This is a genomic window from Variovorax sp. UMC13, from assembly GCF_014170375.1.
Lineage (GTDB): Bacteria > Pseudomonadota > Gammaproteobacteria > Burkholderiales > Burkholderiaceae_C > Variovorax.
Genome location: NZ_LZZW01000010.1, coordinates 363813 through 382601 on the forward strand (window position 1 = coordinate 363813; position 18789 = coordinate 382601).

General features: G+C 70.0%; 14 protein-coding genes and 1 pseudogene. 11 read left to right on the forward strand and 4 right to left on the reverse strand.

Going from position 1 to position 18789, the window contains the following annotated elements; all coding sequences use genetic code 11:
• Positions 1-7: 7 nt before the first annotated feature.
• Positions 8-865 (reverse strand): aldo/keto reductase, encoded by an 858-nt coding sequence (locus tag A9977_RS06665; RefSeq protein ID WP_183024086.1) that lies wholly within the window; start codon positions 863-865, stop codon positions 8-10.
• Between the two features lie 134 nt (positions 866-999).
• Here A9977_RS06665 and A9977_RS06670 point away from each other — a divergent pair, with 134 nt between their 5' ends.
• From A9977_RS06670 to A9977_RS06680, 3 genes are all read left to right on the forward strand, one after another.
• The gene (locus A9977_RS06670; protein WP_183024087.1) at positions 1000-2313 is read left to right on the forward strand and encodes a C4-dicarboxylate transporter DctA; all 1314 of its coding nucleotides are present in this window, start codon (positions 1000-1002) and stop codon (positions 2311-2313) included.
• A 5-nt stretch (positions 2314-2318) separates the two neighbouring features.
• A complete protein-coding gene (locus A9977_RS06675; RefSeq protein ID WP_183024088.1) occupies positions 2319-3023 on the forward strand; it encodes a GntR family transcriptional regulator in 705 nt (234 codons plus the stop codon).
• 159 nt (positions 3024-3182) lie between these two features.
• Positions 3183-4316 carry an AI-2E family transporter gene (locus A9977_RS06680; RefSeq protein WP_183024089.1) on the forward strand — a complete coding sequence of 378 codons (1134 nt, stop codon included), beginning with the start codon at positions 3183-3185 and terminating at the stop codon, positions 4314-4316.
• Positions 4317-4331: 15 nt separating this feature from the next.
• Here A9977_RS06680 and A9977_RS06685 read toward each other — a convergent pair whose 3' ends face one another.
• The gene (locus A9977_RS06685; protein WP_183024090.1) at positions 4332-5237 is read right to left on the reverse strand and encodes a LysR family transcriptional regulator; all 906 of its coding nucleotides are present in this window, start codon (positions 5235-5237) and stop codon (positions 4332-4334) included.
• Between the two features lie 111 nt (positions 5238-5348).
• On the opposite strand from A9977_RS06685, the gene gcl reads away from it, so the two are divergent.
• From gcl to A9977_RS06720, 8 genes and pseudogenes are all read left to right on the forward strand, one after another.
• Complete coding sequence (gene gcl, locus A9977_RS06690; protein ID WP_183024091.1) at positions 5349-7142, forward strand: glyoxylate carboligase; 1794 nt, start codon at positions 5349-5351, stop codon at positions 7140-7142.
• A gap of 138 nt (positions 7143-7280) precedes the next feature.
• The gene (hyi, locus tag A9977_RS06695) at positions 7281-8066 is read left to right on the forward strand and encodes a hydroxypyruvate isomerase (protein ID WP_183024092.1); all 786 of its coding nucleotides are present in this window, start codon (positions 7281-7283) and stop codon (positions 8064-8066) included.
• 13 nt (positions 8067-8079) lie between these two features.
• Positions 8080-8982, forward strand: a complete 903-nt coding sequence (locus A9977_RS06700) for a 2-hydroxy-3-oxopropionate reductase (protein WP_183024093.1) — start codon at positions 8080-8082, stop codon at positions 8980-8982.
• Between the two features lie 100 nt (positions 8983-9082).
• Positions 9083-11383, forward strand: coding sequence for an NADP-dependent malic enzyme (locus tag A9977_RS06705; protein WP_183024094.1), 2301 nt, complete (start codon positions 9083-9085; stop codon positions 11381-11383).
• 289 nt (positions 11384-11672) lie between these two features.
• Complete coding sequence (locus tag A9977_RS34175; RefSeq protein WP_259651838.1) at positions 11673-11912, forward strand: RNA polymerase sigma factor; 240 nt, start codon at positions 11673-11675, stop codon at positions 11910-11912.
• 6 nt (positions 11913-11918) lie between these two features.
• On the forward strand, positions 11919-12272 hold the full coding sequence (locus tag A9977_RS34180) for a sigma-70 family RNA polymerase sigma factor (protein ID WP_310936098.1): 354 nt from the start codon (positions 11919-11921) through the stop codon (positions 12270-12272).
• On the forward strand, positions 12269-13297 hold the full coding sequence (locus A9977_RS06715; RefSeq protein WP_183024095.1) for a FecR domain-containing protein: 1029 nt from the start codon (positions 12269-12271) through the stop codon (positions 13295-13297). The genes A9977_RS34180 and A9977_RS06715 overlap by 4 nt, the downstream gene beginning before the upstream one ends.
• A 359-nt stretch (positions 13298-13656) precedes the next feature.
• A pseudogene (locus A9977_RS06720) lies at positions 13657-16003 on the forward strand (TonB-dependent siderophore receptor).
• Between the two features lie 12 nt (positions 16004-16015).
• On the opposite strand, the gene A9977_RS06725 reads toward A9977_RS06720, so the two are convergent.
• Positions 16016-17083 carry a DUF917 family protein gene (locus A9977_RS06725; protein ID WP_183024096.1) on the reverse strand — a complete coding sequence of 356 codons (1068 nt, stop codon included), beginning with the start codon at positions 17081-17083 and terminating at the stop codon, positions 16016-16018.
• Between the two features lie 46 nt (positions 17084-17129).
• Positions 17130-18770, reverse strand: a complete 1641-nt coding sequence (locus A9977_RS06730) for an OPT/YSL family transporter (protein WP_183024097.1) — start codon at positions 18768-18770, stop codon at positions 17130-17132.
• Between the last annotated feature and the right edge of the window lie 19 nt (positions 18771-18789).

Below are 18789 nucleotides of genomic sequence, written 5' to 3' on the forward strand. Positions count from 1 at the left end.
CTCACCGTCAGATCATTGCCAGAGGCGTCTTTCGCCGCGGCGGTGGCCGCAATCGGTCCAGTTCGGCCAGGGTCGCCGCATCCAGCACCAGGTCCGCGGCGGCCAGGTTCTCCTTCAGGTGCGCACTGCGCGCCGCCTTCGGGATCGCGACCACGCCGGGCCGTGCGATCACCGCGGCCAGCGCGAGCTGCGCGGCCGTCACGCCCAGGCGGGTCGCGAGCCGGCCCAGCGCCGCGTCCCCGGCCAGCGCGCCCTGGTCGATCGGGCTGTAGGCCATCAGCGGCATGCCGCGCTCGCGCAGCCAGGGCAGCAGCGCGAACTCGGGCCCGCGCTCTCCCAGCGACAGATAGACCTGGTTGACCGCGCAGCCGGGGCCATCGCCGATGGCCTGCGTCAGCGCCTCCATGTCGTCGGTGTCGAAGTTGCTCACGCCCCAGTGGCCGATGCGGCCCTTCGCCACCAGCGCCTGCATCGCCTCCACCGTTTCACGCAGGGGATGGTTGCCGCGCCAGTGCAGCAGGTAGAGGTCGATCGCGTCGAGCCCGAGCCGCTGCAGGCTGCGTTCGCAGGCGTCGCGCGTGTCCTCGCGGCCGGCGTTGTGCGGATAGACCTTGCTCACGATGAACAGCTCTTCGCGCCGCACGTCGCCGGCACGCAGGGCCTCGGCCACTGCCTGGCCCACCACGGTCTCGGCGCCGCCCTCGCCGTACATCTCGGCCGTGTCGATGAGCCGGTAGCCCAGCACGATGGCCTCGCGCAGCGCCGCGACCTCGGCCACGCGGCGCGCTTCGGCCTCGCCCATTTGCCAGGTGCCGAGACCGAGAACCGGCATCTCGCCACCGGTGGGAAGGGGAAGTTTTCGCATGGCGCCGATGGTACGAGCGCCCCGGAATCCGCCCCGGGATAACCCTCTGTGGTGCCCTGGGCATCTTGCCTACATTTCTTGTATGCAAGATAGAGCGGTCCTTGCATGCAAACCCAAAGACAACAGGAGACTCCATGCCTCGCTTCGCCAAATCGCTTTTCGGTCAGGTGGTCATCGCGCTGGTGCTGGGCGTGCTCGCGGGGCTGCTGGCCCCCGAGTACGCCGTCAAGCTCAAGCCGCTGGGTGACGGCTTCATCAAGCTGATCAAGATGATCATCCCGGTGCTGGTGTTCTGCGTGGTGGTGCACGGCATCGCCGGCGCGGGCGACCTGCGGCGCGTGGGCCGGGTGGGTATCAAGTCGCTGATCTACTTCGAGGTGCTGACCACCATCGCGCTGGCCATGGGCCTGGTGCTGGCCTTCGTGTTCGAGCCTGGGGTGGGCATGAACGTCGATCCGTCCAAGCTCGACCCGGCCGCGATGAGCGCCTATGCGTCGAACGCCGACAAGCTCACCAGCGGCGGCACGGTCGACTTCCTGATGAAGCTGATCCCCACCACGGTGGTCAATGCCTTCGCCACCGGCGACGTGCTGCAGGTGCTGCTGTTCGCGGTGCTGTTCGGCTGCGCGCTCACGCTGCTGGGCGAGCGCGGCAAGCCGGTGGCGGTGGTGGTGGACGCGCTCTCGCTGGTGTTGTTCAAGATCATGGGCATCCTGATCAAGCTGGCGCCGCTGGGCGTGCTGGGCGCGATCGCCTTCACCGTCGGCCAGTACGGCATCGGTTCGCTCAAGCAGCTGGGCATGCTGGTGGCGCTGTTCTATGGCGCGGTGCTGGTCTTCGTGTTCGTGGTGCTGGGGTTGGTGATGCGCATGTCGGGCTTCAGCCTGTGGAAGCTGCTGCGCTACCTGCGCGAGGAACTGGCGGTGGTGTTCGCCACTACCTCCTCCGACAGCGTGCTGCCGCAGATCATGGCCAAGCTGCGCCGCATGGGCATCCGCGATTCGACGGTCGGGCTGGTGATCCCCACCGGCTACTCGTTCAACCTCGACGCCTTCTCGATCTACATCACGCTGGCCGCGGTGTTCATCGCCCAGGCCACCAACACGCCGATCTCGATGGCCGACCTGATGACCATCCTGGCGATCGCGCTGGTCACCTCCAAGGGCGCGCACGGCGTGCCGGGCTCGGCCATCGTGGTGCTGGCCGCCACGCTGCATGCGATTCCGGCGATCCCCGCGATCGGGCTGGTGCTGGTGCTGTCGGTCGACTGGTTCATGGGCATCGCCCGCGCGCTGGGCAACCTGATCGGCAACTGCGTGGCAACGGTCGCCATCGCCGCGTGGGAAGGCGACATCGACCGCGAACGCGCGCATGCGGTGCTCGACGGCACTTACTCGCCCGACGACGAGCCGCTGGCCGAAGCCGCCCCGCTGTCGACGGGCCACTGAGCGCCATGGCGACCGACGTCAGCCCCACTGCCATCGCCGCGCGCGTGGTCGAGGCCATCCTGGCGCAGAAGCTGGCGCCGGGCGAGCGGCTGGGCGAGCAGACGCTGGCCGAGACCTTCGACGTGAGCCGCACCATGGTGCGCGAGGCGCTGATGCAGCTGCAGGCGCGCGGCTTCGTCGAGGTGCAGCCGCGCCGCGGCTGGTACGTGGTGGAGCCCTCGGCCGAGGAGGCGCAGGACGCCTTCGCCGCCCGCCGCATCGTCGAGGCCGGCATCCTGGCCGAGAGCAAGGGCCGGCCGCTGCAGAAGGTGATCCGCAAGCTGCGCGAGCACATCGGCCAGGAGCAGCGCGCCATCGACGGCGCCGATGCCGCCACCCGCGCCTTCCTGCTGGCCGACTTCCATGTGTGCCTGGCCGAGCAGATGGGCCACCGGCTGCTGGTCGACGTGCTGCGCGACCTCACGGCCCGCACCACGCTGGCCGCCACGCTCTACCAGTCGAAGCACCATGCGGGGCAGTCGTGCGCCGAGCACGGCGCGATCGTCGCGGCGCTCGAGGCCGGGGACAACGCCGCGGCGCGCACGCTGATGATCACGCACATCGGCAACGTCGAGCGCGCGCTCGAGGTCGCGCCGGCGCCCGGGCTCGATGCGCCGGGCCGGCTGCGGGCCGCGCTGTCGCCGGTCGAGCTGCCGCGCGGCAAACGCTGAAGCCGTGACTTATTACCGCCGACCGCTATCGAATGCGTAGCTAGAGGGCCAGCGCTGGCCACGGCCCGGCGCCGGTTCCGGACCGGCCTTGTGGGGGCTCATGAGGGCATGCCCGCCGACACGACGGCGGCAGCGGGCTCGGATAAAGTCCCCTCACCTATGAATTCACCCCAACTCCAGCGCGGCGTCTTCCTCGCCCTGCTCGCCGCCGTCACCGCCGCCTTCGTCTGGGTGCTGCATCCCTTCTTCGGCGCGGTGCTCTGGGGCGTGGCACTGGCCATCCTGTTCACGCCGCTGTTCAAGTGGCTGCTGAAGAAGATGCCCGGCAAGCGCAACGCCGCGGCGCTGTCGACCCTGGCGCTGTGCCTGTTCATCGTGATCCTGCCGCTCGCCATGGTGGGCGTGTCGCTGGTGCAGGAGATCGCGCTGGTCACGCAGAACATCCGCTCGGGCGAGATCAACTTCGCCACCTACTTCCAGCAGATCCTCGATGCGCTGCCGCAGTGGATGCTCAACCTGGTGCAGCGCTTCAACCTCGGCAATATGGAAGCCTGGCAGGCCCGCATCTCGGCCGGTGCCGCGCAGGGCAGCCAACTGGTCGCCAGCCAGGCGCTGACCATCGGGCAGAACACCTTCGATTTCCTGGTGAGCTTCTTCGTGATGCTCTACCTGCTGTTCTTCCTGGTGCGCGACGGCGCGGAGCTCTCCAAGAAGATGCGCGACGCGCTGCCGCTCGCCAAGCCGCACACCCACTACCTGCTCAACAAGTTCACCACCGTGATCCGCGCCACCATCAAGGGCAACGTGGCGGTGGCGGTGGCACAGGGCACGCTGGGCGGCCTGACCTTCTGGTTCCTGGGCGTGCAGGGCGCACTGCTGTGGGCCGTGCTGATGGCCTTCCTGTCGCTGCTGCCCGCGGTGGGCGCGGCGCTGATCTGGGGCCCGGTGGCGATCTACTACCTCGCGACCGGCCAATGGTGGCAGGGCGGCGTGCTGATCTTCGTGGGCGTGTTCGTGATCGGCCTGGTCGACAACATCCTGCGCCCGCTGCTGGTGGGCAAGGACACGCAGATGCCCGACTACATCGTGCTGATGTCCACCATCGGCGGCATGGCGCTGTTCGGCATCAACGGCTTTGTGGTCGGCCCGGTGATCGCGGCGCTGTTCATGGCGGCCTGGAGCCTGTTCGCGGACTCGGGGCATGTGGGCTCGGGGCACGCGTCGGACGACCCGGCCGAGCCGCTGGGCGCACCCGATCCCGTGGTGGTCGAGGCGCAGCGCAAGAAACACTGAGCGCGGCAGGCGGCCTCAGCCGCCGTTCCACCAGCCTTCCTCGAAATGCCCCTGCAGGAAGGCCACGAAGCCCGACACCTTGCCGGGCAGCAGCTTGGGCGAGGGGAAGACCGCATGGATCTCCTGCTCGGGCAGGCTGTGGTCGACCAGCACCGCCAGCACCTTGCCGGCCGCCAGCGACTCGCTCGCCACATAGCGCGGCATCAGCGCGATGCCGAGCCCGTCGCGCGCGGCCGCGAGCACGGCCGACAGGTTGTTCGAGCGGAAGCGGCCCGACACCGGCACCGTGACCGGATCGCCCTTGGGCGTGTGCATGCGCCAGAACTCGTCGCCCACCACGCTGCTGTAGACCAGCGCCACGTGCGCGCCCAGGTCCTGCGCCCGCCGGGGCGTGCCGTGCTTCTTCAGGTAGGCGGGTGACGCCACCATGACCCACGGGTTGACGCCCAGGTAGCGCGCGCCCAGCGAGGAATCGGCCAGCTTGCCCATGCGGATCGCAACGTCGATGCCCTGCGCGATCAGGTCGACATAGCGGTCCTCGAAGCTCAGGTCGAGCTGCAGCTGCGGATGGCGGCGCATGTAGGCCAGCGCCAGCGGCACCACCACGCGGCGGCCGAAGGCCACCGAGGTGCCGATGCGCAGCAGCCCCTGCGCCTGGTTCTGGCGCAGCTGCACGATGCTGTCTGCCTCCTGCGCGTCGCGCACGATGCTCTTGCACTTCTCGTAGTACAGCGCGCCGGGCTCGGTCAGGCTCACGCCGCGCGTGTTGCGGTTGAGCAGCCGCACCTTGAGCCGCGCCTCGGTGGCCGCGACCTGCTTGGTCACGGTGGGCTGGGTGGTGTTGAACTCGCGCGCGGCCTTGGAGAAGCTTCCGGTCTCCACCACGCGAACGAACATCTCCATGGCTAACAGGCGGTCCATGGCCCGCATCCTAGCCACTTATTCCGCCACGGAATAGCTTTTATGGCCCCCCGCCCTCTTCTTCGAACGCGCCCCGCTTCCTACAGTGGGCCCACCACAAGGAGAGTTCCCATGGCAAAGATGACCGCGGCCCAGGCCGCCGTGCTGGTGATGGAAAAGGAAGGCGTGACACAGGCCTTCGGTGTGCCGGGTGCGGCCATCAACCCGCTGTATGCGGCGCTGCGCGGGCGCGGCAGCATCGCCCACATCCTGGCGCGCCACGTCGAGGGCGCCTCGCACATGGCCGAGGGCTACACGCGCGCCATCGCCGGCAACATCGGCGTGTGCATCGGCACCTCGGGCCCGGCCGGCACCGACATGATCACGGGCCTCTACTCGGCCTGGGCCGATTCGACCCCGATCCTCTGCATCACCGGCCAGGCGCCGCGCGCGCGGCTCTACAAGGAGGACTTCCAGGCGGTGGACATCGAGTCGATCTCCAAGCCCGTGACCAAGTGGTCGGTCACGGTGCGCGAGCCCGGCCAGGTGCCGCAGGTGTTCCAGCAGGCCTTCCACCTGATGCGCTCGGGCCGGCCCGGCCCGGTGCTGATCGACCTGCCCTTCGACGTGCAGATGGCGCAGATCGAGTTCGACATCGACAGCTACGCGCCGCTGGTGCCCTACAAGCCGGCCGCCACCCGCGCGCAGATCGAGAAGGCCATCGGCATGCTGAACGCCGCCGAGCGTCCGTTGATCGTGGCTGGCGGCGGCGTGATCAACGCCGATGCGAGCGAGTTGCTGGTGCGCTTCGCCGAGGCCACCGGCGTGCCGGTGATCCCCACCCTGATGGGCTGGGGCGCGATCGCCGACGACCATCCGCTGATGGCCGGCATGTGCGGCCTGCAGACCAGCCACCGCTACGGCAACGCCACGATGCTGGCCAGCGACTTCGTGCTGGGCATCGGCAACCGCTGGGCCAACCGCCACACCGGCTCGGTCGAGGTCTACACCAAGGGCCGCACCTTCGTGCACGTGGACATCGAGCCCACGCAGATCGGCCGCGTGTTCACGCCCGACTTCGGCATCGTGTCCGATGCCAGGGCCGCGCTGGAACTGTTCGTGGAAGTGGCCGAGGCCATGAAGGCCGCGGGCAGGCTGCCGGACCGTGGCAGCTGGGCCGGCGCCTGCCGCGACCGCAAGCGCACCATGCTGCGCAAGACCCATTTCGCCGATGTGCCGATGAAGCCGCAGCGCGTGTACCAGTGCATGAACAACCACCTGGAACGCGACACCTGCTACGTGAGCACCATCGGGCTGTCGCAGATCGCGGCCGCGCAGTTCCTGCACGTCTACAACCCGCGCCACTGGATCAACTGCGGCCAGGCCGGCCCGCTCGGCTGGACCATCCCCGCCGCGCTGGGCGTGCGCGCGGCCGACCCCACGCGCAAGATCGTCGCGCTCTCGGGCGACTACGACTTCCAGTTCATGATCGAGGAGCTGGCCGTGGGCGCGCAGTTCAAGCTGCCCTACCTGCACATCGTGGTCAACAACTCCTACCTCGGGCTGATCCGCCAGTCGCAGCGCGGCTTCGAGATGGACTACTGCGTGCAGCTCGCCTTCGACAACATCAACGCGGCGCCCGATGCCGGCATCGAACGCGGCTACGGCGTGGACCATCTCAAGGTGGTCGAGGGCCTGGGCTGCAAGGCGATCCGCGTGCGCACCCAGGAAGAGATGGCGCCCGCCATCGCCCGCGCCGAGGCGCTGATGGCCGAGTTCAGCGTGCCGGTGGTGATCGAGGTGATGCTGGAGCGCATGACCAACATCGCGATGGGCACCGAGATCGACGCCATCAACGAATTCGAGCCACTGGCCGAGAGCCTGGCCGATGCACCCACGGCGCTGGCGGTGGCGATGCTGGATTAGCCAAAGCTCGCCCCCAGGCTACGCGCACTTCGTGTCGCTTCTCCAACCCCCGACCGGGGGCAACACCAGCGGCCCGGCAAAGCCGGTTCCGCGGTGTTCCTGGAAAGAAGCGCGCTCCCACTTTTCGGAATTTCGACCATGCCCCAATTCGCCGCCAACCTCACGATGCTCTTCACCGAGCTGCCCTTCATGCAACGCTTCGAGGCCGCCGCCAAGGCGGGCTTCGAAGGCGTGGAGTACCTCTTCCCCTACGCCTTCGACAAGAAGGAACTGGCCGCGGCCCTGCGCGCCAACGGCCTGCAGCAGGTGCTGCACAACCTGCCGGCCGGCGACTGGGACGGGGGCGAGCGCGGCATCGCCTGCCACCCGGACCGCACGGGCGAGTTCGCCGAAGGCATCGCCATGGCGATCGACTACGCCAACGCGCTGGGCTGCCCGCAGGTCAACTGCCTGGTCGGCAAGCTGCCGGCGGGCGTCGATGCGCAGCTCGCCCGGCAGACAGTGGTCTACAACCTGCACCTCGCGGCGCGCCAGCTCGAGGCGGCCGGCCTGCGGCTGCTGATCGAGCCGGTCAACAGCTTCGACATCCCCGGCTTCTTCCTCACGCGCACCGAGCAGGCGCTGGCGCTGATCGACGAGGTCGGCTCGGCCAACCTGCGGCTGCAGTACGACATCTACCACGCGCAGCGCATGGAGGGCGAACTGGGCCAGACGCTGACCAAGCACCTGGCGCGCATCGGCCACATCCAGCTGGCCGACAACCCGGGCCGCGGCGAGCCGGGCACGGGAGAGATCAACTACCCCTGGCTGTTCCGGCACATCGATGCGCTGGGCTACGAGGGTTGGATCGGCTGCGAATACAAGCCGCGCGGCACCACGGTCGACGGCCTCGGGTGGCGCGAGGCGCTGACCGCACAACAATAGGAGCAACAAAGACATGAGCACCCCCCAGAAGATCGGCTTCATCGGCCTCGGCATCATGGGCGCGCCCATGGCCGCCCACCTGCTCGACGCGGGCCACGCGCTGTTCGTCCACACGCGCAGCGGCGCGCCCGAGCCCTTCGCCTCGCAGGCCCGGGTCTGCGCCTCGGCCACCGAGGTCGCGCGGCAGGCCGACATCGTGTTCCTCATGGTGCCCGACACGCCCGACGTGGAGAAGGTGCTGTTCGCCGAGGACGGCGTGGCGGGCGGGCTCTCGGCCGGCAAGCTGGTGGTCGACTGCAGCTCGATCGACCCCATCGCCACGCGCGCGTTCGCCCAGCGGATCGCGGCGCTGGGCTGCGGCTACGTCGATGCGCCGGTCTCGGGCGGCGAGGTCGGCGCGCGCGCGGCCAGCCTGACCATCATGTGCGGCGGCGCCGAGGCCGACTTCGGGCGCGCCAGGCCGCTGCTCGAAGCGATGGGCAAGAACATCACGCACGTGGGCGAGGTGGGTGCGGGCCAGGTCACCAAGGTGGCGAACCAGATCATCGTGGCGCTCAACATCGCGGCCGTGGCCGAGGCGCTGGTGTTCGCGTCCAAGGCCGGCGCCGATCCGGCCAAGGTGCGGCAGGCGCTGACGGGCGGCTTCGCGTCCTCGCGCGTGCTCGAGGTGCACGGCGAGCGCATGATCAAGCGCACCTTTTCGCCGGGCTTCCGCATCGCGCTGCACCAGAAGGACCTGCAGCTCGCGCTGCAGGGCGCGCGCAGCCTGGGCCTGGCGCTGCCGCAGACCGCGGCCGCCGCCCAGCTGATGAACACCTGCGCCGCGCTGGGGCACGGGCAATCCGATCATTCGGCGCTGGTCAAGGCGCTGGAGGCCATGGCGCAGCATCCGGTGGCACCCGATCCCGCGCAATAACCCGGTACGGCCCGCTGCCGTATTTCCACCGTACAGGAGAGGTGCCGCTTTGCGGTAGCCTCTCCTTTGTTTTTGACAACGAAGATCCCGGAGATCCCCCATGGCCACCAAACTGTCACCCGCCGAAGAGACATTGCGCGAAGCAGCGCGCGAATACCACCGCAGCCCCGTGCGCGGCAAGATCTCCGTCACGCCCACCAAGCCCCTGCTCAACCAGCGCGACCTGTCGCTGGCCTACTCGCCGGGCGTGGCCTATCCCTGCCTCGACATCGAGGCCGACCCCAGCCTCGCGGCCGAGTACACCTCGCGCGGCAACCTGGTGGGTGTCGTCACCAACGGCACCGCGGTGCTGGGCCTGGGCAACATCGGCCCGCTGGCCGCCAAGCCGGTGATGGAAGGCAAGGGCTGCCTGTTCAAGAAATTCGCCGGCATCGACGTGTTCGACATCGAGCTGGCCGAGACCGACCCCGACAAGCTGGTCGAGATCATCGCGGCGCTCGAGCCCACGCTGGGCGGCATCAACCTCGAGGACATCAAGGCGCCCGAGTGCTTCTACATCGAGCAGAAGCTGCGCGAGCGCATGAACATCCCGGTGTTCCACGACGACCAGCACGGCACGGCCATCATCTCGGCCGCCGCGCTGATCAACGGTCTGGAGCTGGTCGGCAAGAAGATCGAGGACGTGAAGATCGCCGTGTCGGGCGCGGGCGCCGCGGCGCTGGCCTGCCTGGACGTGATCGTCGGCCTGGGCGCGCGCAAGGCCAACATCCACGTGGTCGACTCCAAGGGCCTGATCTACGTCGGCCGCGCGGGCGGTTTCGACGAATCGAAAGCGCGCTTCGCCCAGACCGACAGCGGCGCACGCACGTTGGCCGACGTCATGAAGGACGCCGACGTGTTCCTCGGCTGCTCGGCGCCCGGCGTGGTCACGCAGGACATGGTCAAGGGCATGGGCACGCAGCCCATCATCCTGGCACTGGCCAACCCCGAGCCCGAGATCCGGCCGGAGCTGGCCAAGGAAGTGCGGCCCGACTGCATCATCGCCACCGGCCGTTCGGACTACCCGAACCAGGTCAACAACGTGCTGTGCTTCCCCTACATCTTCCGCGGCGCGCTCGATTGCGGCGCGACCAAGATCACCGAAGAGATGAAGCTGGCCTGCGTGCGCGAGATCGCCGAACTGACCAAGGCCGACATCAGCGAGGAAGTGGCCACCGCCTACGCGGGCCAGGAACTGGTCTTCGGCCCCGACTACCTGATCCCCAAGCCCTTCGACTCGCGCCTGATCCTGCGCATCGCGCCGGCCGTGGCCAAGGCCGCCGCCGCCTCGGGCGTGGCGACCCGCCCGATCGAGGACATGGAGGCCTACCGCCAGCACCTGACGCGCTTCGTCTACCAGACCGGCATGTTCATGCGCCCGGTGTTCGGCGCCGCCAAGCTCGCGACCAAGAAGCGCGTGGCCTATGCCGAGGGCGAGGACGACCGCGTGCTGCGCGCCGCCCAGCTGGCGGTGGACGAAGGCCTGGCCAAGCCGATCCTGATCGGTCGCCCGTCGGTGATCGAGGCCCGCATCAAGAAGGCCGGCCTGCACCTGCGCCTGGGCGTCGATGCCGAGGTGGTCGACCCCGAGAACGATCCGCGCTTCCGCACCTACTGGGAGGCCTACCACCAGCTCATGGGCCGCCAGGGCATCACGCCCGAAGCCTCGAAGAGCATGGTGCGCCGCTCCAACACCAGCATCGCCGCGCTGATGGTGCACCTGGGCGATGCCGATGCCATGCTGTGCGGCCTGGTGGGCCGCTTCGACAGCCACCTCAAGATCCTGCAGCAGCTGCTGGGCACCAAGCGCGGCGCGCCGGGCTTCGCCACGCTCAACGCGCTGACGCTGGAGAAATACACGCTGTTCATCGCCGACACCAGCGTGCACGAAGACCCGACCGCCGAGCAGCTGGCCCACATCGCGCTGATGGCCGCGGAAGAAGTGCGCCGCTTCGGCCTGCCGCCCAAGGTGGCCTTCCTGTCGCACTCGAACTTCGGCACCTCGGAGCGTGCCTCGGCGCGCAAGATGCGCATCGCGCGCGACCTGTTCGCCAAGATGGCGCCCGATGTCGAATGCGACGGCGAGATGCACGGCGACGCGGCGCTGTCGGAAGACATCCGCCGCACCTCGCTGCCCACCAGCACGCTGACCGGCGAGGCCAACCTGCTGATCTGCCCCAACCTCGACGCCGCGAACATCCTGTTCAACGTGCTCAAGATGACCGGCGGCAACGGCATCACGGTCGGCCCGATCCTGCTGGGCGCCGCGGCCACGGTGCACATCCTCACGCCCTCGGCCACGGTGCGCCGCGTGCTCAACATGACGGCACTGGCGGTGGCGCAGGCCTCGATCCAGAAGTAAGGCACCGTGGGGATGGCGGGCGCGCCGCCCGCCATCCCCGCCACGCCACGCATCGCGCGCTCGATAGAATGGCCGCCGGTTTCATTCCGCCACCCGGCATCCGCGCATAGCCAGGCCGCCAGGCCCGCCAGCCCCTCGTTGCTTCATCCGCAGCGCACGGGGTTCCGCCATTTCGGATCCGTGGCATCCCGGTGCGTCCTGTGCTTGCCCTCCCCTTTGCTGTTGCCTACTCCCGCGCGGCCCCGTGCCGGCCCGGGCCATGGCGCGCGCCTGTCTCATGGGAACGGCGATGAAGCACGAAGAGGAGCCCGGCCCGTTCGGCCCCTTCTACAGGCGCTGGCGGGCACCGCTGGGGCGCATGCTGGCGCGCTACTTCAAGACCCCGGCCGACATCGAGGACGCGACGCAGGAAGTCTTCGTGCGGATGCTGGTGGCGGACAAGCGCCTGCCCGCCGACGAGGAGCGCCCCTACCTGCACCAGGTGGTGCGTAGCGTGGCGGCCTTCGCGCAGCGCAAGGCACCGCAGTAGGCCGGCGTGCGCGTCGTGTCGATCGAGGACTGCCGCGAGGAGGTCGATGCGCTGCCGGTCGAAGGCCGTGGCGACACCGCGCTGGAGGCCGAGCAGCGCCAGCAGCTCACGCGGCTGCGCGATGCACTGCACGAACTGCCCGAGCGGCAACGCCAGGCCTTCGTGCTGCACCGGGTGCAGGAGCTGACGCTGGAGCAGACCGCGCAGCGCATGGGCATCACCGTGCGCATGGTGTCGCGGCACCTGAGCCGGGCCTTGGCCTATTGCGAACTCCGCGTACGCTACGCCGATCGCGCCCAGATGCAGGCCTTCGCGGCCGCGCAGGAAGCCGGAGCGGACGCGGCCGAGCCCCCACGATGATGCAAGCACTTCCACCCGACCCCTCGCCCCAGGCCCTGGCCCGGCTGCACGCGCTGGCGGCCGACTGGTTCGTGCGCCGCCAGCAGACGGGCTGGACCGGCGCCGACGAGCGCGCGCTGAACGACTGGCTGGACCAGAGCCCGCTGCACCGCGAGATCCTCGACGGCATGGCGCGCCGCTGGCAGCAGGCACCACAACTCAAGGCGCTGTTTCCGGAAACCTTCGGCACGACCGCACCCGCCGCTGCCGCGCCCGTCAAGCGCCCCCTGCCGACAGCGCCGCGGCGGCGCTTTCTCCCGGCGCTGGCCTCGGGGTTCCTGGCCCTGGTCCTCGTCGCCGCGCTGGGCGGCTGGTACCGATGGGAGCACACCGCCAGCTACACGCTGCAGGCCCGCACCGCGCCCGGCGAGACCCGCGAGCTGCAGTTGCCCGACGGCTCGCGGGTGGCCCTCAACATCGACAGCCGCCTTTCGGTGCGCTACTACCCGCGCCGGCGCGCGCTCGTGCTGGAACAGGGCGAGGCCTTCTTCAAGGTCGCGGCCGACAGCGACCGCCCCTTCACCGTGGACGCCGGCCCCAGCCAGGTCCGGGTGGTGGGCACGGCCTTCAACGTGCGCGCGGGCCCGCCCCGGCTGGTCGTGAAGGTGCTGGAAGGGGTGGTGCAGCTGCGGGCCGACCGCGACCGGCCCGACGCCGAGGTCCTGCGGCTCGCCGCCGGCGCCGGCATGGCCATCGACACGGCCACCGGCCAGCGCCACGGCGTGCCGGCCGAGGCCGACACCGTGGGCGACTGGCGCACCGGCCAGGTCCGCTTCAGCGGCGCCCCGCTGGCGGAGGTGGCGCAGGAGCTGGCGCGCTACATCGGCGAGCCAGTGCTGCTGGAAGACCCTGCGCTCGGCCAGCTGCGCGTGTCGGGCCTGCTCGCCACGCACGCGCCCGAGCGTTTCCTGCGGGCCCTGCCGAGCCTGATCCCGGTGCACGTGCAGCCGCGCGAGGGCGGCGGCTGGCTGGTGCGCAAGGGCTGAGGTGCGCACGCACGAAAGACACATCTTGTTTCAAACTTCGCCGACGACGCAGGTTCCAGGTTTGCGCCCGATCCGGCTTCTCTAGAGGCAGGGGCGCGAAATGCTTCGCGCCCGCACGGCTGCCAGCCACGGACCCTTGAAGGCACCCGCCTTCGCCACCCAGCCACGGCCACCACCCCGGGCGCGTCTTCGCGTGCGGGTCGGGGGACTTCGCCCGGCCCTGCATGCGCGCGCCCATCGAACAACGGCACAGCACTGGAGTGGCAATGCAAGCGGAAAGCGCACGACGCAATGAGGGCGGGATGGAACACAAGGCGGCAGGACAGCGGCGGCCCGCGGTGAGGACGAGAGGCCACGCGATGCGGCCGCGGCTGCTCGCCTGGATGGTCGCCGGCGCGCTGGCCGGCATGGCGGCGCCGGTGGCGGTGCAGGCGCAGCCGGCCGTGGCGCCGGCCGAGCGCATCGCCTTCGACCTGCCCGCGCAGCCCCTGCTGGACGCCTTGCGCGCCTTCGGGCGCCAGACCCGGTACCAGGTGCTCTACGACGGCGCGCTGATCGCCGGGCGCCAGGCGCCCGCGCTCAGCGGCCGCTTCACGCCGCGCGAGGCCATCGAGCGGCTGATCGCGGGCTCGGGCCTCGGCGCGCACAGCGCCGAGCAAGGCAGCTTCACGCTGCGCAAGGTGGTGGCACCGGAACTGCGCGAGGGCAGCGCCGCCACGCTGTCGACCGTCACCGTGACCTCCCTCGGCGAGCGCTTGAACGGCAGCTACGCGGGCACCGACCGCAGCGCCGGCACCAAGCTGGGCACGCCGCTGATCGAGACCCCGCGCTCGATCTCCATCGTGAGCCAGGAGCAGCTGCAGACCCAGGCGCCCAAGTCCTTGTCGCAAGCCCTGTCGTACACCGCCGGCGTCTCGACCGAGGTGACCGGCGCCGACGTGCGCATGGCCGGCGCCACCATCCGCGGCTTCAGCGACGGCAGCTCCTACTACAAGGACGGGCTGCGGCAGTTCGCCGCCGGCTCCTACGGCTCGTGGAACGACGACATCGACGAGCTCGAGAGCATCGAGGTGATCAAGGGGCCGGCGTCGATCCTGTTCGGGCAGGGACGCCCGGGCGGCGTGATCAACGTGGTGTCCAAGCGCCCGGAGGCCGGCCACGTCAACAGCGTGGGCGCCTCCTACGGCAGCTACCACCGCCGCGAGCTCAGCGCCGACCTCGGCGGTGCGATCGGCAACGACGGCGACCTGCTGTACCGCCTGAACCTCAAGGGCCGCGACGGCGACGACCGCACCATCGGCTCGCGCGACGACCGCGTGTCCATCGCGCCTTCGCTGCGCTGGAACCTCTCCGCGCGCACCCAGCTGACGCTCGCGGCCCAGTACTCCAACGAGCGCGGCACACCCAAGTCGTGGTGGCCGAGCCTGTTCACCTATCCGCAGATCAAGGACCTGCCGGCGCGCCTGACCGCGGGCGACCCGGCCTTCGATCGCTTCAACCGCGACACGCGCGCCATCGGCTACGCGTTTTCGCACGAGACCGACAACGGCTGGAAGCTCACGCAGAACCTGCGCTATTCCACCATCGACATCGACTACCGCCACATCTACGCCATGGACGTGCTGGCCGACGGGCGCAACATCTCGCGGGCCAGCCTGGCGCAGCGCACCGAAGGCAAGACGCTGGCCGTCGACAGCCGCATCCAGAAGGAGCTGCGCTGGGGCGAACTGCAGCACACCTTCTCGCTGGGCGTGGACCATGTGCGCTACAAGGAACGCGGTGGCCTGGGCTTCGGCTGGGACGTGCCCGACCTCGACATGTACGCACCGGTCTACGGCCAGTTCATCGCGCCGCCCGAGCTGTCCGAGAGCAATGCCGACCTGCGGCAGACCGGCCTCTACACGCTCAACCAGCTCAAGTGGAACCGCTGGATCGGCAACCTGAGCCTGCGGCACGACCGGGTCCGCACCGAGCAGACCAGCACCACGCAGCCGCAGATGCGCGACCAGGCCACCACCGGCAGCGCCGGGCTGCTCTACCTGTTCGACAGCGGCTGGGCGCCCTACCTCAGCTACGCGACCTCCTTCGATCCGGTCACCGGGCTGCAGTACGACGGCAGCACCTTCAAGCCCCGGCGCGGCAAGCAGTACGAGCTCGGCCTGAAGTACCAGCCGGCGGGCAGCACGACGCTGCTCACGGCCTCGGTCTTCGACCTGACCCAGACCAACGTCTCGACCCAGGACCCGGACCATCCGCGCTTCAACGTCCAGACCGGCGAGGTGCGCTCCACCGGCCTCGAACTCGAAGGCCGCTTCCCGCTGACGCGCGAACTGAGCACGCTCACCAGCTACACCTACCTGGACCCGCGCACCACCCGGAGCACGCGCCCCGCGGAGATCGGCCGCCAGACCTTCCAGACCTGGCGCCACACCGCGAGCGTCTGGCTCGACTACCGGCCGCGCAGCGTGCCGGGCCTGATGGTCGCGGGCGGCCTGCGCTACAAGGGCCGATCGCCCTACAACCTCTCGTCCACCGGCCTCGTGAATCAACGACGAGGTCACGGTGGCCGACCTCGCCATCGCCTACGAGACGGCCAGGTACCGGGTCGCGCTGAACATCAACAACCTGTTCGACAAGAAGTATTTCGCCGGCCCCTTCCGCGCCGCGGACCGGGAAGCCACAGTCAGCGTCAAGTACTACTGGTAGAGGCCAGGGCGCTCAGGCCGGCAGCGCGTCTTCCGTCGGCGCGAAGGCCTCGCCCAGCGACTGCTCCAGCGGCCGGTAGAGCTCGGGCATGAACATCGTGCGCGAGAGCAGCAGCCGCGCGCGCGGCGCCACCAGCACGCGCAGCGTCGCGCCCTCGCGCACATGGGCCGAGACCACCGGCTGGCCGTCGCCGGAGAAGGTCATCACCAGGTCGGGGAAGCGGGCGATGCGCCGGCCCTGCTGCTCGAGCAGCATGTACTCGTTGATGAAGCGCAGCGTGGTGCGCGCCGCGTCGTCGAGTTCGACGATGCCCACGTCCAGGCCTTCCTGCTGCTCGCAGCGGTAGCTGCGCACCGTGCCTTCGGCCACGAGGCGGCCGTCGAGCGCGCGCGCCACGGCGTCGACGCCGCCGTCCAGGTAGGTCTGGCCCAGCGCGATCGCATGGCTGATGGCGCCCGGCGCGCCGTGCTGCGTCGCGTAGCCCACCGTGACCGGGTTGCGCGCCACCGCCACCAGGCCGCCCGCCTCCACCGAGGCGCGGCGCACCACGGCCGAGGTCTGCTCGAGCCGGCCCGCCACCACGCCTTCGACATAGCGTCCCGGCTCGCCGCCCGCATAGGCCTGCACCGAACGGTAGCCGGGCTCGGTGTGCAGGCCCAGCGCGCCCATCACGCTCGACGGGTGGGCGCGGCCGTTGCAGGCCAGGTCTATCACCGGCAGGCCGGTCATGGCCGCATGGAACCAGCCGTTGACCGTGGTCTCGGCGCCGTTCTCGTTGGCATGCAGGCCGACCAGCCGCTGGCCCGCGGGCAGCTCACGCTGCAGCAGCTCGAGCGTGCGCAACAGGTGCGCGGGCTGCACGTGCGGATCGGGCGCGGCCGGCGCGCCGACCAGCGCCATGGTGGCGGTCAGCGCGGCCGGGTCGAATTCGTCGATGCTCCAGAGCTGCGGCGTGCCGACCTGCAGCGCCAGCCCCGCGGCGCGCTCGCCCGAGGCGATCAGCCCGCCGCCGCCGCCGCCCAGGATGGCGCCGCCCCAGATGGCTGCGCGGACGTCGTCGGGTGTGAGGTTGCGTTTCATGGATGTAGAGGTCCTGTGATTGAAGAAGAAAAGAGAACGGTGGGGGCTACTTGCGCAGGCTCTTCACCGCGCCCGAGAAGAAGCTGTAGAGCGCATCGCCGGCGATCACGCCGCCCGCGAAGACCTCGAGCCTTTCGCGCGCCGAGGCGCCGATCACGCGGTGCACCACCAGCCGGCAGCCGATGCCGGCCGCGACCATCCAGCCGGCCATGGGGCTCGCGATCAGCAGGCCGGTGGCGAACAGCACGCCCAGCTGCTGGCGCGCGCCGCCCAGGATCTGCAGGATGGCGCCGGGCACGGCCCACAGCGCGAGATTGCGCGCGGTGTCCAGCGAGATGCCGGCCTTGATGGCCGCCACGTAGGCCGCGTTGATGGGCGCGGTCTGGTGGTTAGCGAAGAACATGCGGTAGGTGCAGGCCACCACCACGATGGCCACGCCGAAGCCCACCATGCCGGCGATCATCTGTTCGCGCCGGCCCTCGCGCTCGAAGGCGGTGTCGGAGGTCTCGCCGCGCAGGATGTGGCCGGCCTTGAGGTCGTAGCCCATGTCGGCGAAGGCCGGGCCGGTGGCGGCCGAGAAGCCGGCCAGCACCACCAGCGCCTCGGGCGGGAAGCCGATCAGGATGCCGATCAGCAGCGAGATCAGCGCCACCGCGAAGGCCGGGAACCAGCCCGAGTGCATGGCCGCGATGCCCACGATCAGTTCGTGCACGAAGGCCGCGAAGGTGCCGTAGATCACGAAGCACACCAGCATGGTGGGCGACATGCCGGTGTAGACGCCCGTGCCCACGGCCAGCAGCACCATGATCGCGAGGTAGCCGACGCTGCCCAGGCGCAGCGAACGGCCGAGTGCCGTGGCGCCGCGGGCTTCCTGTGCGGCGACCGCGGCCGAAGCGCCCGCCGTGCGCTCGCGCTTGTGCAGCACCACCCGCGCCACCTGCACCAGCGCCACGATCCCCGCGCCGATCATCATCCCGTGCGGCAGGTAGAGCGCGCCGATGTCCAGCCCGAACAGCGGCGCCGAATAGCCGCGCACCAGCAGGCCGATGCCGAAGGCCGTCATCGCGCCCAGCCCGCCGATCAGCGCCACGCCGAAGGCCGACATCGGCAGCTTGAACACCGCGCCCGCCACACCGGTGGCCAGCCCGCCCAGCAGCAGCCAGGCCTGCTTGCCGCCGCTGTCGCCGGCCTTGATCGCCTCGGCCGCGGCGATGCCCAGCGGCCAGGGGTTCTTCGCGGGGAAGGCCGGCGTGTCGAACATGCGGTAGAGCAGCCAGGCGTCGAGCAGCATCGCCAGGCTCACGCCGACGAGCATGGGCACCACCATGTCGGGCAGGCCGAACAGGAAGGGGATGCCGATCGGTAGGAACAGGCTGTTGGCCGCGCCGAAAGTGGCCGAGGAGATGCTGGTCTGCGCCAGGTTCTGCGCATGCACCGAACGGAAGCCGCGGAACATGGCCAGCGGCACGCGCGCCAGCGTCATGGCCGCGAGCGCGCCGATCAGCGAGGTGCTGGGCGTGATGCCCAGGCTGGCCAGCATCTGGATGCCGACGATGGCGCCGAACACGCTCAGCACCACCGTGAGGATCAGGTTGGCCGGCGCCAGCGCCTTCGGATGCAGTTCGACAGGCGCAGGGCCCGCGTCGTCGGCCTGGAGCGGGCCGGCCGCCCTCGCTTCATGGGTCATGGTTCTTCCTTGTAGTTCC